Source organism: Sinorhizobium sp. GQ132 (genome assembly GCF_059758575.1).
Map to the genome: position 1 here is coordinate 799488 of NZ_JCAXDX010000001.1, position 14211 is coordinate 813698.

Below are 14211 nucleotides of genomic sequence, written 5' to 3' on the forward strand. Positions count from 1 at the left end.
GTCAGGTCGCACTGCGGATGAAGTGCCCTTCGGAGGCCATGGACCAGCGGGGGGCCGGGGCCTGATAGGCGAGTGGCTTGATGGGACTGCGCGGCTGGGTGACGTCCACGCCCTGGGGCGGGCGCCGTCCGCGCTGGTCGGGATGGGTGATCGGGATGGCCGAAAGCAGGCGCCTGGTATATTCGTGGCCCGGCCGGCCGATAACGTCCTCGGTCTTGCCGATCTCGACGATCTCGCCGAAATACATGACCGCCACGCGATCGCAGATGCGTTCTACCGCGGCCATATCGTGGCTGATGAACAGATAGGAGACGCCGAATTCCTTCTGCAGGTCGATCATCAGGTCGATGATCTGGGCTTTGATCGCCACATCGAGCGCGGAGACCGCTTCGTCGGCGATGATGAGCTTCGGCGACATCGCCAGAGCGCGCGCGATGCAGATGCGCTGCCGTTGGCCGCCCGAGAATTCGTGCGGCAGGCTCGAGGCGCGCGACGGGTCGAGGCCCACCCGCTCCATCAGCCATTGCATCTTCTCGAAGGCTTCGGCGCCCCTGGCGAGCCCATGGACCTGCATGGGCTCCATGATCGCAGAGCCGATCGTCTGCCGGGCATCGAGCGACCCGTAGGGATCCTGGAATATCATCTGCACGTCGCGCCGCATACGGGCGAGGCTCTGCGGATCGTCATAGTCCACGCGCTGCCCGCACACCCGCACATCGCCGGAACCGATCGGCGCGAGGTTTATGACGGCCTTGCCGATCGTCGACTTGCCGGAGCCGGACTCCCCCACCAGACCGAGCGTTTCGCCTTTCGTTATGGCGAGCGATGCACGTTCGACCGCGTGAACCATTCCCGTCAGGCGACCGAAGAATCCACTGCGTACGGGAAAGCGCACGGTGAGGTCGGTAACGTCGAGTACGGGCGTTTCGCCGATGATCGAGGCCGGCACGCCTTGCACCGGCTGAGCAGGAACGCTGATCTCGCTGAGTTTTCCCACGAGGCTGGGAGCGGCTTCTATCAGGCTGCGGGTATAGGCGTCCTTCGGATTGGAGAAGACCTCATGGACGGTGCCGCTCTCGATTTCGCGTCCCCGGCGCATGACCAGCACATTGTCGGCCAGCTCGGCGACGACGCCCATGTCGTGCGTGATGAACAGAACCGCAGCGCCGGTCTCACGCTGAAGGTCTTTCAGCAGGGCCAGCGTCTGAGCCTGAACCGTCACGTCGAGTGCGGTCGTCGGCTCGTCGGCGATGATCAGCGCGGGATCGCAGGCGAGAGCCATGGCGATCATCACGCGCTGCCGCATTCCGCCGGAAAAGGTGTGCGGGTACTGGTACATGCGCGCTTCCGGGTCGGGGATACGCACCTTCCGCAGCATCTCCAGTACGGCTTCCCTCAGCGCCGCACCTTTGAGCCCCCTATGGATGCGGATCACCTCGGCGAGCTGGTCGCCCACGCGCTGGACCGGGTTCAGCGACGTCATCGGCTCCTGGAAGATCATGCTGATCCGCCCGCCGCGCACCTGCCGCATTTCCGGTTCGGCCAGTGTCAGGAGGTCACGATCATCAAGCGTGATCGAGCCTCCGGCTCGTGCGACGCGCTCGGGCAGGAGCCGCATGATGGCAAGCGAGGTAACCGATTTTCCGGAGCCGGATTCTCCGACCAGCGCGAGAGTGCTCCCCGCAGCGATGTCGAAGCTGAGATCATGAACAACCGTGGTGCGACCGAAGGAGACGCTGAGATTGCGGACCGAGATGACAGGCTTCTTCTCCATCACGAGGCATCCTTAAGGCGGGGGTCGATGGCATCGCGCAGGCCATCGCCGATCAGGTTGAAGGCAAGGACCAGAAGCAGAATCGCCACGCTGGGGACGAGTGCGAGATGGAAAGAGCTCAGTATGTTGTCGAACCCGTCGCGCACCATGCCGCCCCAGGTCGGTGTCGGCGGCGCCAGCCCCAGACCGATGAACGCCAAAGACGCTTCGGTGCGCACGGCAGTGGCCATCCACAGCGAGGCCATGACCATCACCTCCGGCAGGATCGCCGGCATGATGTGCCTGAACAGAATTCTCGGTCCCGAGAAGCCCATTGCCTGGCACGCCTGTACATATTCGCGGTCGCGCTGTGTAATCACGCCGGCACGGGCGATGCGGGCGAAAGCCGGCGTTGCCGTGAATGCGATCGCGATGATGATGTTGGTCAGCGTGGCGCCCATCAACGCCACGAGCGCGAGGCCGAGAATGAGCGAGGGAAAAGCCAGCACCACATCCATGATTTGCATGAAGACGATGTCTATGCGGCCGCCGACATAGCCGGCGATCATGCCGATCAACGTGCCGACGATCAGCGCCGTCAGGATGGCGAAGAACCCGATGGTCAGCGAGTATCGTGCGCCGTAGAGGATCCGCGACCAGATGTCTCGACCGAACTGGTCAGCGCCCAGCCAGAAGTTTGCGCCCGGCTCGGCCAGCTGGTCCATGATGTTCTGACTTGCAGGATCGTGCGTCGCCAGCTGCGGCGCGAAGATCGCGGCCAGGACCAGCGCCAGAACGATGAGCATGCCGATCCAGGTCGATGCGTTCAATTGTGCGGCAAAATCACGAAAGGCGCTTCTGCGGCTGATCGGCCGTGAGGGTGTAACGGCGGCGTCGGTCATTTGTACTGCACCCTCGGATCGAGAAAGCCATAGGTCAGGTCGGTCAGCAGGTTCACGACGACGACCATCAGCGTGTAGATGACGATCATGCCTTGAAGCAGCGTGTAGTCCCGCTGCGTGAGTGCCGTGAGGATCAGTTTGCCCAGGCCGGGGCGCGAGAACACGATCTCCGTCAGAACCGAATTGCCGATCAGAATGCCGAGATAGAGCCCGACGACCGTGGTGATCGGGATCATGCAGTTTCCGAGAGCATGCCTCCAGATCACGGCGGCGGGGGTGGCACCCTTGGCGCGTGCCGTGCGCACGAAATCCTGATTGAGCACCTCCAGCATGGCCGAGCGGGTCACGCGGGTGATGTAGGCCATCATGATCAGTGCAAGCGCCAGTGTAGGCAGCGCCATTTGCCGAAGCCGGTCGGCTATCGTTTCACCGCTGCCTGCGCTGATGACGGGAAACCAGCGGAACTGGATCGCGAAAACCATCAGCAGTACGATTGCCGCGACAAAGGCCGGAAGCGAAAGGCCGAGCAGTGAGATGAAACGCAGAAGGTAGTCCGGGAGGCGATTGCGCCTTACGGCAGCCCAGACGCCGGCGGGAACGCCCAGCACCACGCCGAGGGCGAGTGCCGCGATAGTCAGCTCCATCGTATAGGGCAGAACTGCGAGAATTTCTTCCGAAACCGGCCGGCCGGTCACCATCGACTTGCCGAGGTCGCCCTGCACCGCGTGCAGGAGAAACTGGCCGTATTGCACGAGAACGGGCTGGTCGAGGCCGAGCCGCGCATGCAGGGCAGCGATGCTGGCCGGACTCGCCTGGTCTCCGAGGATGACGAGCGCCGGGTCCCCCGGCAGAACCCTCACGATCAGAAAAACCAGGGTAAGCACGCTGAACAGGGTCAGGATCGCGAACCCCAGGCGCTTGATCAGAAATGGCAGCATACACTCGCCCTTTGTCAGACCCCGGGCAGGACGGAGGCGCCTGACAAAGCATACCCGGCCGACGCCTGCGCCGACGATCGGGCGCAGGAAACCGGTGAGCGACAGCCTCCTCTCCTGTCCGGAAAACTCCGTTTCCTTGGTGGTCACGATGCTGGCAATCGTCCACCATGTCAACAAATTCCTTTAATCGATATGAAAACGCCTATATTGTTCTAATTATAGGAATATAACGTAGGTGGCATTATGTCTGGAAGCGTCGGCTCCTCCCTCAACGCAGAGAGGGCACTGGAGATAATGATCGTCCTCGGGGACGCAGGGCCGGACGGATTGAGTCTCGCCGAAATCGCCCGAAGGACGGGGAGCGCGAAATCGGCCGCCCACCGCAGTGTGGCCGCGCTGCTGCAGAAAGGTTTTGCCGAGGCGGCGGGGCGCTACGGGCACTACCGGCTGGGCCCGGCAATCCAAATGCTGGCCAAACGGCAGGAGCGGCTGGAGTCCCAGATCCAATTGATCCGGCCCGGCATGACCGAATTCGCGCGGCGCACCGGGTTCACCGTCTATCTGATGGTGCAGGCAGGCGTGGATGCCGTTTGCGCCGAAATGGTCAGCCGATCCACGCGCAGGCAGTTCACGATGGGCGTGGGCGCGCGCGTGCCCATGGGCGTTGCCGCGGGAAGCGTGGCCTTGCTTTCCATGCTGCCGGAGGACAATGCGGCACAGATCATCGAAGCGAATTCCGAGCGCTATGCAACGCACCCGGCGCTGCGACACGTCGATGCCGGTGTCGTGACGAAACTTGTAAGCGAGGCGCGCGGTCGCGGCTATGCGGTCAATATGGGCTATTATCTGCCCGGCGAGGGCGGCATCGGCCTACCGGTCCCGCGACGTGGCCAATACGAAGTGAATGTTGCGGTTTCATTCAATGCGCCGCTGGAACTGATGAACGATGTCTGGATCGCGGAGATAGTAGAGAACCTGCGGGAGTGTCTCGGCGGTAGCCTGCTGTAGTCGTGAGCCGCAGGGTATTTTCGGTTTAGTTCCGTCTGACTTTAGATGAAAAGCCGCAGGCAGCCGTGCTCGCCGGAAGGGCAACCCGTGTCCCTGTGGAGGAGACCCCGGGGCTGATCCTATCCGACTCGGGGTCTCGTGAATTCAGTGTGTTGCGGTGAGCGCCGCGCCTTCGCTCTTGTCGTGCACGGCGAAGCGGTCGAGCATATGAGCGCTCGCCTCGTTGAGGCCGATCACCTCGACGGTTACGCCGTGGCGGCGATATTTAAGCACCACCTTGTCCAGTGCGCCGACTGCGGTGATGTCCCACAGATGCGCCTCGCCGACGTCGATGACGACCTTTTCCAACGGCTCGGCGAAGTCGAAGGCGCCGATGAATCCCTCGGTCGAGGCGAAGAAGATCTGGCCGTCGACATGGTAGGTGCGCACCGTGCCGCTCTCGTCGAGCATCGAGCGGACATGGAAGAGGCGGGCGACCTTTCCGGCGAAGAACACCCCCGACAGAAGCACCCCGACCAGAACGCCCTTTGCGAGATCATGGGTGCCGACCGTGGTGACGACGGTTGCCAGCATCACCACGGAGGAGGGCAGGGGATTGCGGCGCAGGTCGAGGATGGAGCGCCACGAGAAGGTGCCGACCGAGACCATGATCATGACAGCCACCAGTGCGGCCATCGGAATGATGCGGACGAGGTCGTCGAGGACGAGTATGAGGAAGAGAAGGAAGGCGCCGGCGACGAAGGTCGAGAGCCGCCCGCGCCCGCCGGAGGTCACGTTGATCACCGACTGGCCGATCATGGCGCAGCCGCCCATCCCGCCTATGAGACCGGAGGCGATGTTGCTGGCGCCCTGGCCGATGCATTCCTGACTCTTGTTGCTCGTCGTGTCCGTCATGTCGTCGACGATCTGAGCGGTCAGAAGGGATTCGAGCAGACCGACGGCGGCAAGCGCCACGGAATAGGGGAAGATGATCTGCAGCGTCTCGAAGGTGAGCGGCACCTGCGGCAGCGCGAAGATCGGCAGGCTCGACGGCAGTTCGCCGAGATCGCCGACCGTGCGAATGTCCATGCCGGTCCATACGGCCACCGCGGTCAGAACGGCGATGGCGACGAGCGGCGAGGGAACCGCCCTGGTGACGTAAGGAAACAGGTAAATGATCGCGAGCCCCGCCGCGATCATCGCATAGGTCACGTGCGGCACGCCGATGAGTTCCGGAAGCTGCGCCATGAAGATCAGAATCGCAAGCGCATTGACGAAGCCGGTGATGACCGAACGGGAGACGAAGCGCATCACCCGGCCGAGCTTCAGGAAGCCGGCTGCGATCTGGATGAGCCCCATCAGCAGGGTGGCGGCAAAAAGATATTGGAGGCCGTGATCCCTGACGAGAGTCACCATCAGGACGGCGGTGGCGGCCGTTGCCGCCGAGATCATCCCCGGGCGGCCGCCGGTAAAGGCGGAGACGCAGGCGATGGCGAAGGAGGCGAAGAGGCCGACCTTCGGATCGACGCCGGCGATGACCGAGAAGCCGATAGCCTCCGGGATCAGTGCAAGCGCCACGACGATGCCCGAAAGGACGTCGTCGCGGATATTGGAGAACCATTCGCGTTTATAGCTGGCAAGTGTCAGTTTCATGATTTTCTTCGCAAGAGTAGCGCACCAGGCCGGCGGGAGGCCGGCTCGTCATGGTTTGATGCTGTTGCGTTGTCTGGCGGATCGGCGGCCAGAAGAGCCACCCGGGGTTTCACCGGGTCCGGGGTGAGTACCGGCTTTATACGGACCGGCTGCTGCCGATGCAATGATGAATTGTGCGCTGCCGCAATTCCGGCGGCAGCGCGATGTTTCGCAAATCTCAGCCGGTGACGGTGGCGGGCTCGCCGCACACCGTTTCGCGGCGGTCGAGAACGCCGCTCCAGAGCGTGAGCAGGAGTGCGCCCGAAACGAGAATGGCACCGACCCATGGCGTGGCGGCGAGGCCGAGCGGAGAGGCGACCACCAAGCCGCCGAGCCACGCGCCGAGCGCGATACCCAGATTGAAGGCGGCGATGTTCAGCGCCGAGGCGACGTCGACGGCACCGGGCCGGTGCTCCTTGGCAAGCTGAACCACGTAGAGCTGCAGACCCGGTACGTTTGCGAAGGACAGGAAGCCGAGCGCGGCGAGCGTCACGAGCGTCAGCACCGGCGAGATGGCGGTGAACGAGAAGATCACCAGCACCAGCGCCTGCAGCAGGAAGAGCCCGACGAGCGCCTTGACCGGATTGGTGTTGGCGATCCGCCCGCCGGCGATGTTGCCGATGGCAATGGCGACGCCGTAAAGCACGAGGATCAGGCTGACGCTCCGTTCGGAGAAGCCGGTGACCTCTTGCAGGATCGGCGCCAGGAAGGTGAAGGCGACGAAGGTGCCGCCATAGCCGAGCGCGGTCATGGCGAAGACGATGAGCAGACGGCCGGAACCGAGCACCCGCACTTGATCGAGAAGGCTCGCCGGCGCGGCTTTGGTGAGCGTGCCCGGAAGGAGGGCGGCGATGCCGGCAAAGGCGACGACACCGAGCGCCGCAACGCCCCAGAACGTCGCCCGCCACCCGAAGATTTGGCCGACATAGGTGCCGATAGGGACGCCGGTGACGATCGCGACCGTCAGTCCCATGAACATCATGGCGATCGCGGAAGCGCGGCGGTTCTCCGGTACGAGATCGGCTGCGATCGTCGAGCCGACCGAGAAGAAGACGCCGTGGGCGAAGGCCGAAAGCACCCGTGCGACGAGCAGCACTTCGTAGTTCGGCGAGAGCGCCGCGGCCGTATTCCCGGCAATGAAGAGCGCCATCAGCCCGAGAAGCAGCGGCTTGCGTTCGATCCGCCCGGTCAGCGCCGTCAGGACCGGCGCGCCGAAGGTGACGCCGAGCGCGTAGACGCTGACGATGAGGCCGGCAAGCGGCAGCGTAATTGCGAGGTCGGTGGCGACCGTCGGCAGCAGACCGACGATCACGAATTCGGTGGTTCCGATCGCATAGGCCGCGATCGTCAATGCGAAGATGGCCAAAGGCATGGCAAATCCTTTCCGCCCGCCATTCGCGGTCGCGAAGCGGGACTCGAAGACGTTGGCGATGGTTGACGTTTCGCAGTGCAATATGCTGCAGCCGACCGGCTGCGAGAAGCACCTCGCCAGTCGCAATGCCTGTGAATGAAATTCACGAATGGTGGTCGGTTTTCCCCGAAGTGACTCTCGTCGCTGTCAAACGATGCGACGAGGCCGGGCGAAACAATCGTCCGACCTGCCGGCCGCTTTCCCTGCAGGCGGTGCGAGGGGAAAAGCGGCCGGCGGACGAGGACTGGATGAGGTCCTGGGAACCAGGGCCTACTGGTTGGCCGTGGCGTAGTCCTGCATGTTCTGCGGCGTCACCAGTTCGAAGGGAACCCAGATCTGCCGTTCGGTCTTCTGGGCGCGCGAAAGGGCGACGGCGGCGTCCATGGCGGCAGCCCCTTGGGCGATCGCATTCTGAAAGACGGTGACGTCCAGATCGCCCGCGGCCATGGCGGCCAGGCCGTCCGGCGTTGCGTCGATGCCGCCTACGACGACCTTGGACATGTCGACGCCCGCCGCCTTCATGGCCTGGATAGCGCCGATGGCCATCTCGTCGTTATTGGCGATCACGGCATCGAATTCCCGGCCGGTCGAAAGCCAGTTGGTCATGATGTTGGCGGCTTCGAGACGATCCCAATTGGCGCTCTGCTCCTCGATGACGCTCATGCCCTGGCACTCGTCCGTGGCGATCACGTCATGGATGTCCTTCGTTCGGACGAGCGAGGAGTGATTGTTGAGCGGTCCCATGAGGACATAGGCCGCGCCCTTGCCACCGAGCAGCCGGCACACTTCCTTCGTTTCCAGGGTGCCGGAATCGACCTCGTTGGAGCCGACGAAGGCAGCCGTTTCGGGTAGCTTGTCGACATCGGCCGGCGGGTGGTTCGCGTAGACGATCGGGATGCCCGCATCGCTCGCCATCTTCGTCAGCGCCGGTGTGCTGTCCCCATCGACGGCGATGACGATGATTGCGTCGACGCCGGAGGAGACGAAGTTCTGCACCTGATCGAGCTGCCGGCTCGGATCGTTCTGCGCATCCTCGACCTGGACGGTGATGCCGTCGAGCTTGGCGGCCTGGTCCTGCATGCCGTCGCGCAGGATGGTCAGGAATGCGCTGTCGGAGCGGGCGATGGTGATGCCGATGTTTTCGGCGCTGGCCGCGCTGGCGAAGAGAGCCAGTGCGGCAGCGGACAATATGCGGTTCATGAAAAGTACCTCTCTCGGGCGACTGTGAAGCCGGGAGGAAATGGAATACGAATTCTGAAGAAAATCAAGATGAAATGTACATTTCATTCGGGCGCGATCGACGAGCCGTTCGCCGACCGCCGGCCGCTCAGAGGAACGGCTTGCCGCCGGTCACGGCGATCGTCGCACCGGACACGTAGCTCGACATGGGGTCTGCGAGCATGACATAGGCCGAGGCGAGCTCCACGGGCTGCCCCGGACGCTTCATCGGCACCTGCTTGCCGAAATTCGTGACCGTATCCTCGGGCATGGTGGAGGGAATAAGCGGCGTCCAGATCGGTCCCGGAGCCACGACGTTCACCCTTATCCCCCGCTCGGCCAGCATCTGAGCGAGACCGGCACTGAAATTGTGAATCGCGCCCTTGGTGGTCGCATAGGCAAGCAGGATCGGATTGGGAGCATCGGCATTGATGGAGGCGGTGTTGATGATGGCGCTGCCCTTCTTCATGTGCGGCACCGCTGCCTTGGTCAGATAGAACATCGCGTGCATGTTGACGCGGAATGTCAGCTCCCATTCCTCGTCGCTGATGTCCTCGATGTTCTTGAAGGTCGCCTGATGTGCCGCATTGTTGACGAGGATGTCGATGCCGCCGAGCTCCCGAACGGCCGTTTCGACGATCCTGCGGCAATGGTCGGACGACTGAATGTCGCCGGCGGCAAGCACGGCCTTGCGGCCGGCTTCCTCCACCAGAGCCTTGGTGGCCATCGCGTCGTCATGTTCGCTCAGATAGCTGATGAGAACGTCCGCTCCCTCGCGCGCATAGGCGATCGCCACGGCCCTGCCGATGCCGCTGTCCCCGCCGGTGATGATGGCTCTCTTGTCCTTCAGGCGTCCGGAACCCTGGTAGGAGTTTTCCCCGTGATCCGGCAGCGGCTGCATCCGATCGGTGGTGCCGGGCATTTCCTGGGTTTGGCGGGGAAAGGGAGGGTGCGGAAATTTTTCCATGGTCACGAACTCCTTCGCAAGGCTCCTTCTGGAATGACGATCGGCATCGCTGCGCTGCCTCCGGCGAGTACGCGGCCCTAACTCGGGCAGACTGGCTTTGTTCCGGGCCATGGCGGCCTTGAGAAGACCGCCGATGGAACTTCGCCTACGGCTTCACGTTGCCCTCCTGACCCAATGAAACAGCAGGAGAGTGAGATGGAGAAAGCCAAGCGACCATCGGCAGCCCCCCTTGATGTGAAGACCGTGCAACCGCCTGTCGAGAATGACAGCGACCTGCGCCCGGAGGCCGACAAACCCCCGATCGAACCGGACGAGATCCCGAACGCCAAGGCCGCGCGGGAGGCGGCGCGTTTGAAGAGGGATGAATACATCGTCAAGTCCGACCTGGAGGATGCCGACCAGCGCAATCCCCTGCCCGACATGAAAGACCAGGAATGAGTGCGTTCCGGATGCACAGTGTTCGGTTCGCCTTGCAGCTTGATGGAGAATGACGATGAAAACGCCAAAGGAAGGTGCGCCCGGCACCACCGAGCAGTCGCCGCGGTGGGAAGGGCCGAAGGAGACGCGCCCGAGAGGATATCTCCCCGCCAAGGATGATCCGGAACGCGATCGGGACGCCGTCGGCGAGAACCTGAAGGATCCGCATCGCGGCAAGGTTTCGGACGCCGGCAAGACGAAGCGTTAGCAGGCAGGCGCTGCCGGAACATCTTCGCTCCCTCGCGGTTCACAGGCGGCGGGGCATGCTTGTAATGTGGTTGCGGCCGGCGTGCGGACGGCAGATGGAGGAGCGATATGTTGAATTCTCTCGAAGATGCAGTGGTCGTCATCACCGGGGCGTCGTCGGGGGTTGGACAGGCCACCGCCGAGGCCTTTGCCCGGCGCGGGTCGAAGCTCGTGCTTGCGGCGCGCGATGCGGCCGCGCTTCACGAGGTCGCCAGAGCCTGCCGTAAACTCGGAGCGGAGGTTCTCGTCGCCCCGACCGATGTGACGGACGCCGATGCGGTCAAGGACCTGGCCAGGAAGGCGATGAGCTTCGGCAAGATAGACGTCTGGTTCAGCAATGTCGGCGTCGGCGCCGTCGGCCGCTTCGAGGAAACGCCGATCGAAGCGCATGAACAGGTCATCCGCACCAACCTGATCGGCCATCTAAACGACGCGCATGCGGCGATCCCGATCTTCCGCAAACAGCGGCATGGCATTTTCATCAATATGATCTCGCTCGGCGGCTTCGCCTCTGCACCCTTTGCCGCGGCCTACAGCGCCAGCAAATTCGGCCTGAGGGGCTTTTCGGAAGCTCTGCGGGCGGAGCTTGCGGACGAGCGCGACATTCACATCTGCGACGTCTATCCGACCTTCATGGACACACCGGGGGTCAAGCACGGCGCCAATTACACCGGTCGCAGGCTGAGCGTTCCTCCGCCCGTCTACAATGCGCGCCGCGCTGCCCGGGCGATCGTGCGCCTGGCGGAGCGCCCCCGTAATTCGCTGACCGTCGGCCTCGTCGCCGATCTGACGCGGTTTGCGCATTTCGTCGCGCCGAACATGACCCCGCGGCTCATGGCGAAGCTGACATCGCGTTATCTGAGCCGCGCGCCGCGCGTGGCGAGGAGCCATGGCAATCTGTTCAGGGCACCGGCCGAACCCGGGGGCATAGACGGCGGGCTGCGCTCGTCCCGCCGCGTTCCGGTCGCAACGACGGCGGCTGTCTGCGTGCTGGGCATCGCCGTCGCCGCGCTTGTCCTCGGCAAGCCGCGCGCGAAGGTCGGCCGAAGCCGCTCCAGCGTCGCGCGTCTCTTCAGGCGCGCTTAGACGGCACAGGATCGTTGACTTTCGCGCCATTCGCAGTGAAGATCGCGACATACTAATATAAATTTTCACTTCCGCGATCGCGCGAAGGCAGAGTTGCGCATGGCGATCACGCAGCCGACCCGAAATGACGCGCCTGTGCGCGCTCACCGCCCCGCCAAGGAATTTGCCGGGGGGGCGCGCGAGTGGCTGTTGCGCACCGATCCGGAACGCCTGATCTGCCTCGGTCGCGTTATCACCGCAGCCTTCGCGATCCTGGCGATCTATCTCGATCCCACTCGGCCGAACTCGCTTCTATACGAGTCTCGCGTCGTTCTTTGCCTCTACCTTCTCCTCGCAACTGCGCTGGTGATCTTTCCGCTGCGGTACTCGTTCGTCAGTCCGGTGCACCTCCTGATCCATGGTATCGACGCGGCGGTCGTCGGCTGGCTGACGTTCCTGACGAACGAACTGGTGAGCCCGTTCTTTTCGATTCTTCCGTTCGTCATCCTGGCGATGACGATGCGCTGGGGTTTGAAGGGTGCCGCGCTCGGAGCACTGATCGCCCTTCTCGTCCAGCTCGTGGTCGGCCTTCCCGACCTTCTCGACGGCGACGCGGAACTCAACGTCTTCATTATGCGGTCCACCTATTTCGTGCTCATCGCGGCGACGCTCGGCTATTTCGGAGCCTATCGCGAACGAAGCCGGCAGCGCCTGGCGCAACTCGCGCAGTGGCCGCCGGGCGCAATCGGCGAGGACCGGGTGTCCTGGCTGAGCATCCTGTTGGAACATGCTTCCGGCGTTCTTGGCGATGCGCATCTGCTCGTCATCTGGCGTGAGCAGGAATTCGAATCGGGATGCGTCGCATACTGGGCTAACGGCACGCTCCAATTGGCCGATCTCAGGGACACCGACTTCTGGCGTCGTCACGATCCCGATCACTACGACGGACGCGATCGCAAGAGCGGCGAGGCGCTGAATGGCCTGTTCGCCGATCTGCCCCAGATCCGCGCAAACACCGACCAATCGGACCGCAAGGTATTTTCCGCCACCTTCTCCAGTGTTCGATATCGCGGCTGCGTTTTCGTGGTCAGCTTCGCCAACGCCGCCGACGACACGAAAGATCTGTCTCAGATCATCGCCACCCGCGTCGGGACGGAGCTCGAGCGTGTCGCTCTTATCCAGGCCGCTCGTTCCGAGGGGCGCATGCGCCTTGCCCGCGATTTGCATGACAGCGTGCTTCAGAACCTCACTGCGGCGCGTCTCAAACTGAAACTGATCGGAGAAGGAATCCCGGATGGCGCAAAGACGCAGCTGACGGAGGTGGGCTCGCTCATCCTCGAACAGCAGCAATGTGTCCGCAAATTCGTGGATGAGAACCGACCGGGAGAGGAAGGTAATCTCGCCAGGATCGAGCAGGAACTTCCGGAATTTCTCGACCTGTTGAGAACGCAGTGGAATTGCGCAATCGACGTGTCACACGGACCCGCGCCGCTCGTGGTGCCCAAATGGATGCTTTACGAGATAATGCAGTTGATCTCCGAAGCCGCGAGCAATGCGGTGCGCCACGGACGGGCGACGCTGTTGCGGATAGCTTTTGTCAGGAACGCGGAGCTCCTGAACCTGGAGATCACCGATAACGGCACGGGAATATCGGGTGAACTCGAGATGAAGCCCCTCTCGCTGTCGCAGCGGGTGGCGGAGCTTGGCGGAAAGCTGGCGGTCTGCCGGAATTCTCCTGGCCTAGGGCTCAAGATCGCGCTACCGCTGAAGCTGGAGGTCAGGTGATGCATTCGGTGCTGCTCGTCGACGATCACCCGTTGCTCCTGCGAGGATTGCAGGACATCATCGCCGCAGCGCCGGACTTCGACGTCGTCGGCGCAACGGCAAGCGGCGTCGAAGCGATTTCGCTCATATCCCGCCTCCAGCCGGACATTGCCGTCCTCGACGTGGCCATGCCCGGCATGGGCGGATTGGAAATCCTGAGGGCGATCCGCGGCACGCGGCGTCTGCCGAGGGTGATCTTCCTGACTGCGACGATCAGCGGCCCGCAGGTCGCGGAAGCGCTGAAGATGGGGCTTTCCGGTCTTCTCCTGAAGGAATATGCGCCCGAAGCGCTGCTCGACTGCATGCGGCAGGTCGCCATGGGCGGGAAGTGGCTGCCGGCCGATCTGCTGGCAAATGCGTCTCAGGTCGGTAACGACGCGACGCTGGAGAGGTTCAGTCTGCTTACGCCACGCGAACGCGAGATCGCAGCGCTGATCTGCGGCGGTCTCTCCAACCGCATGATCGCGGCGAGACTCGGAACCTCCGAAGGGACGGTGGGGATCCACCTGCACAACATCTTCCGCAAATTGGACATCAGCAATCGCGCCACGCTTGCTGCGCTTCATGTGCAGTACACCAATCCATTGAAATCCTAGTGGTGCGTTTCTGGTAGATGGACGTCTGTAAGGTCAGTCTCCTTGCGAGCTCCACAGGTGGTGGGCTGACCTTCAGACGCTTGGGTATCATCCTTGAAGCGACCGCTTCCGGGCGGAACCATCGACCACAAACCT

Annotated in this window: 13 protein-coding genes and 1 other annotated feature; of the genes, 6 read left to right on the top strand and 7 right to left on the bottom strand. The window is 63.1% G+C overall.

Going from position 1 to position 14211, the window contains the following annotated elements; genetic code table 11:
- Window position 1 precedes the first annotated feature (1 nt).
- From AC6CIG_RS03620 to AC6CIG_RS03630, 3 genes are read right to left on the bottom strand one after another with little or no spacing between them, the layout of a single operon-like run.
- On the bottom strand, window positions 2-1774 hold the full coding sequence (locus AC6CIG_RS03620) for an ABC transporter ATP-binding protein (protein ID WP_498322340.1): 1773 nt from the start codon (window positions 1772-1774) through the stop codon (window positions 2-4).
- A complete protein-coding gene (locus tag AC6CIG_RS03625; RefSeq protein ID WP_498322342.1) occupies window positions 1774-2655 on the bottom strand; it encodes an ABC transporter permease in 882 nt (293 codons plus the stop codon). The genes AC6CIG_RS03620 and AC6CIG_RS03625 overlap by 1 nt, the downstream gene beginning before the upstream one ends.
- A complete protein-coding gene (locus AC6CIG_RS03630; RefSeq protein ID WP_498322344.1) occupies window positions 2652-3593 on the bottom strand; it encodes an ABC transporter permease in 942 nt (313 codons plus the stop codon). Before AC6CIG_RS03630 ends, AC6CIG_RS03625 begins: the two co-directional genes overlap by 4 nt.
- A gap of 243 nt (window positions 3594-3836) precedes the next feature.
- On the opposite strand from AC6CIG_RS03630, the gene AC6CIG_RS03635 reads away from it, so the two are divergent.
- Window positions 3837-4601 (top strand): IclR family transcriptional regulator, encoded by a 765-nt coding sequence (locus tag AC6CIG_RS03635; protein WP_498322345.1) that lies wholly within the window; start codon window positions 3837-3839, stop codon window positions 4599-4601.
- A 144-nt stretch (window positions 4602-4745) separates the two neighbouring features.
- Here AC6CIG_RS03635 and AC6CIG_RS03640 read toward each other — a convergent pair whose 3' ends face one another.
- The 4 genes from AC6CIG_RS03640 to AC6CIG_RS03655 all read right to left on the bottom strand — a co-directional run bounded on the left by AC6CIG_RS03640 (window position 4746) and on the right by AC6CIG_RS03655 (window position 9868).
- Complete coding sequence (locus AC6CIG_RS03640) at window positions 4746-6233, bottom strand: SulP family inorganic anion transporter (protein ID WP_498322346.1); 1488 nt, start codon at window positions 6231-6233, stop codon at window positions 4746-4748.
- A gap of 67 nt (window positions 6234-6300) precedes the next feature.
- Window positions 6301-6356: a sequence feature (sul1 is cis-regulatory element that is thought to sense ions involved in sulfur or methionine metabolism; They are found in Alphaproteobacteria), on the bottom strand.
- 94 nt (window positions 6357-6450) lie between these two features.
- The gene (locus AC6CIG_RS03645) at window positions 6451-7644 is read right to left on the bottom strand and encodes an MFS transporter (protein WP_018095968.1); all 1194 of its coding nucleotides are present in this window, start codon (window positions 7642-7644) and stop codon (window positions 6451-6453) included.
- A gap of 309 nt (window positions 7645-7953) precedes the next feature.
- Window positions 7954-8883: a substrate-binding domain-containing protein gene (locus AC6CIG_RS03650; RefSeq protein ID WP_498322347.1), complete on the bottom strand. Its 930-nt coding sequence runs from the start codon at window positions 8881-8883 to the stop codon at window positions 7954-7956.
- Between the two features lie 127 nt (window positions 8884-9010).
- Window positions 9011-9868 carry an SDR family oxidoreductase gene (locus tag AC6CIG_RS03655; RefSeq protein WP_275599580.1) on the bottom strand — a complete coding sequence of 286 codons (858 nt, stop codon included), beginning with the start codon at window positions 9866-9868 and terminating at the stop codon, window positions 9011-9013.
- A 195-nt stretch (window positions 9869-10063) separates the two neighbouring features.
- On the opposite strand from AC6CIG_RS03655, the gene AC6CIG_RS03660 reads away from it, so the two are divergent.
- The 5 genes from AC6CIG_RS03660 (at window position 10064) to AC6CIG_RS03680 (ending at window position 14076) form a co-directional block, all read left to right on the top strand.
- On the top strand, window positions 10064-10306 hold the full coding sequence (locus AC6CIG_RS03660; protein WP_498322349.1) for a hypothetical protein: 243 nt from the start codon (window positions 10064-10066) through the stop codon (window positions 10304-10306).
- 55 nt (window positions 10307-10361) lie between these two features.
- Window positions 10362-10553 (top strand): hypothetical protein, encoded by a 192-nt coding sequence (locus AC6CIG_RS03665; RefSeq protein WP_003532118.1) that lies wholly within the window; start codon window positions 10362-10364, stop codon window positions 10551-10553.
- Between the two features lie 107 nt (window positions 10554-10660).
- Window positions 10661-11677, top strand: a complete 1017-nt coding sequence (locus AC6CIG_RS03670; protein ID WP_498322350.1) for an SDR family oxidoreductase — start codon at window positions 10661-10663, stop codon at window positions 11675-11677.
- A gap of 99 nt (window positions 11678-11776) precedes the next feature.
- Window positions 11777-13441, top strand: a complete 1665-nt coding sequence (locus AC6CIG_RS03675; RefSeq protein ID WP_102761470.1) for a sensor histidine kinase — start codon at window positions 11777-11779, stop codon at window positions 13439-13441.
- Entirely contained in the window at window positions 13441-14076 is a 636-nt protein-coding gene (locus tag AC6CIG_RS03680) for a response regulator (protein WP_018095961.1), read from the top strand. The genes AC6CIG_RS03675 and AC6CIG_RS03680 overlap by 1 nt, the downstream gene beginning before the upstream one ends.
- The last annotated feature ends 135 nt before the right edge of the window (window positions 14077-14211 follow it).

What these genes read in the sequence shown, in the direction of transcription:
- AC6CIG_RS03620 (WP_498322340.1), bottom strand. Translation starts at nt 1,774, where the DNA reads ATGGAGAAGAAGCCTGTCATCTCGGTCCGCAATCTCAGCGTCTCCTTC.
- AC6CIG_RS03625 (WP_498322342.1), bottom strand. Translation starts at nt 2,655, where the DNA reads ATGACCGACGCCGCCGTTACACCCTCACGGCCGATCAGCCGCAGAAGC.
- AC6CIG_RS03630 (WP_498322344.1), bottom strand. Translation starts at nt 3,593, where the DNA reads ATGCTGCCATTTCTGATCAAGCGCCTGGGGTTCGCGATCCTGACCCTG.
- AC6CIG_RS03635 (WP_498322345.1), top strand. Translation starts at nt 3,837, where the DNA reads ATGTCTGGAAGCGTCGGCTCCTCCCTCAACGCAGAGAGGGCACTGGAG.
- AC6CIG_RS03640 (WP_498322346.1), bottom strand. Translation starts at nt 6,233, where the DNA reads ATGAAACTGACACTTGCCAGCTATAAACGCGAATGGTTCTCCAATATC.
- AC6CIG_RS03645 (WP_018095968.1), bottom strand. Translation starts at nt 7,644, where the DNA reads ATGCCTTTGGCCATCTTCGCATTGACGATCGCGGCCTATGCGATCGGA.
- AC6CIG_RS03650 (WP_498322347.1), bottom strand. Translation starts at nt 8,883, where the DNA reads ATGAACCGCATATTGTCCGCTGCCGCACTGGCTCTCTTCGCCAGCGCG.
- AC6CIG_RS03655 (WP_275599580.1), bottom strand. Translation starts at nt 9,868, where the DNA reads ATGGAAAAATTTCCGCACCCTCCCTTTCCCCGCCAAACCCAGGAAATG.
- AC6CIG_RS03660 (WP_498322349.1), top strand. Translation starts at nt 10,064, where the DNA reads ATGGAGAAAGCCAAGCGACCATCGGCAGCCCCCCTTGATGTGAAGACC.
- AC6CIG_RS03665 (WP_003532118.1), top strand. Translation starts at nt 10,362, where the DNA reads ATGAAAACGCCAAAGGAAGGTGCGCCCGGCACCACCGAGCAGTCGCCG.
- AC6CIG_RS03670 (WP_498322350.1), top strand. Translation starts at nt 10,661, where the DNA reads ATGTTGAATTCTCTCGAAGATGCAGTGGTCGTCATCACCGGGGCGTCG.
- AC6CIG_RS03675 (WP_102761470.1), top strand. Translation starts at nt 11,777, where the DNA reads ATGGCGATCACGCAGCCGACCCGAAATGACGCGCCTGTGCGCGCTCAC.
- AC6CIG_RS03680 (WP_018095961.1), top strand. Translation starts at nt 13,441, where the DNA reads ATGCATTCGGTGCTGCTCGTCGACGATCACCCGTTGCTCCTGCGAGGA.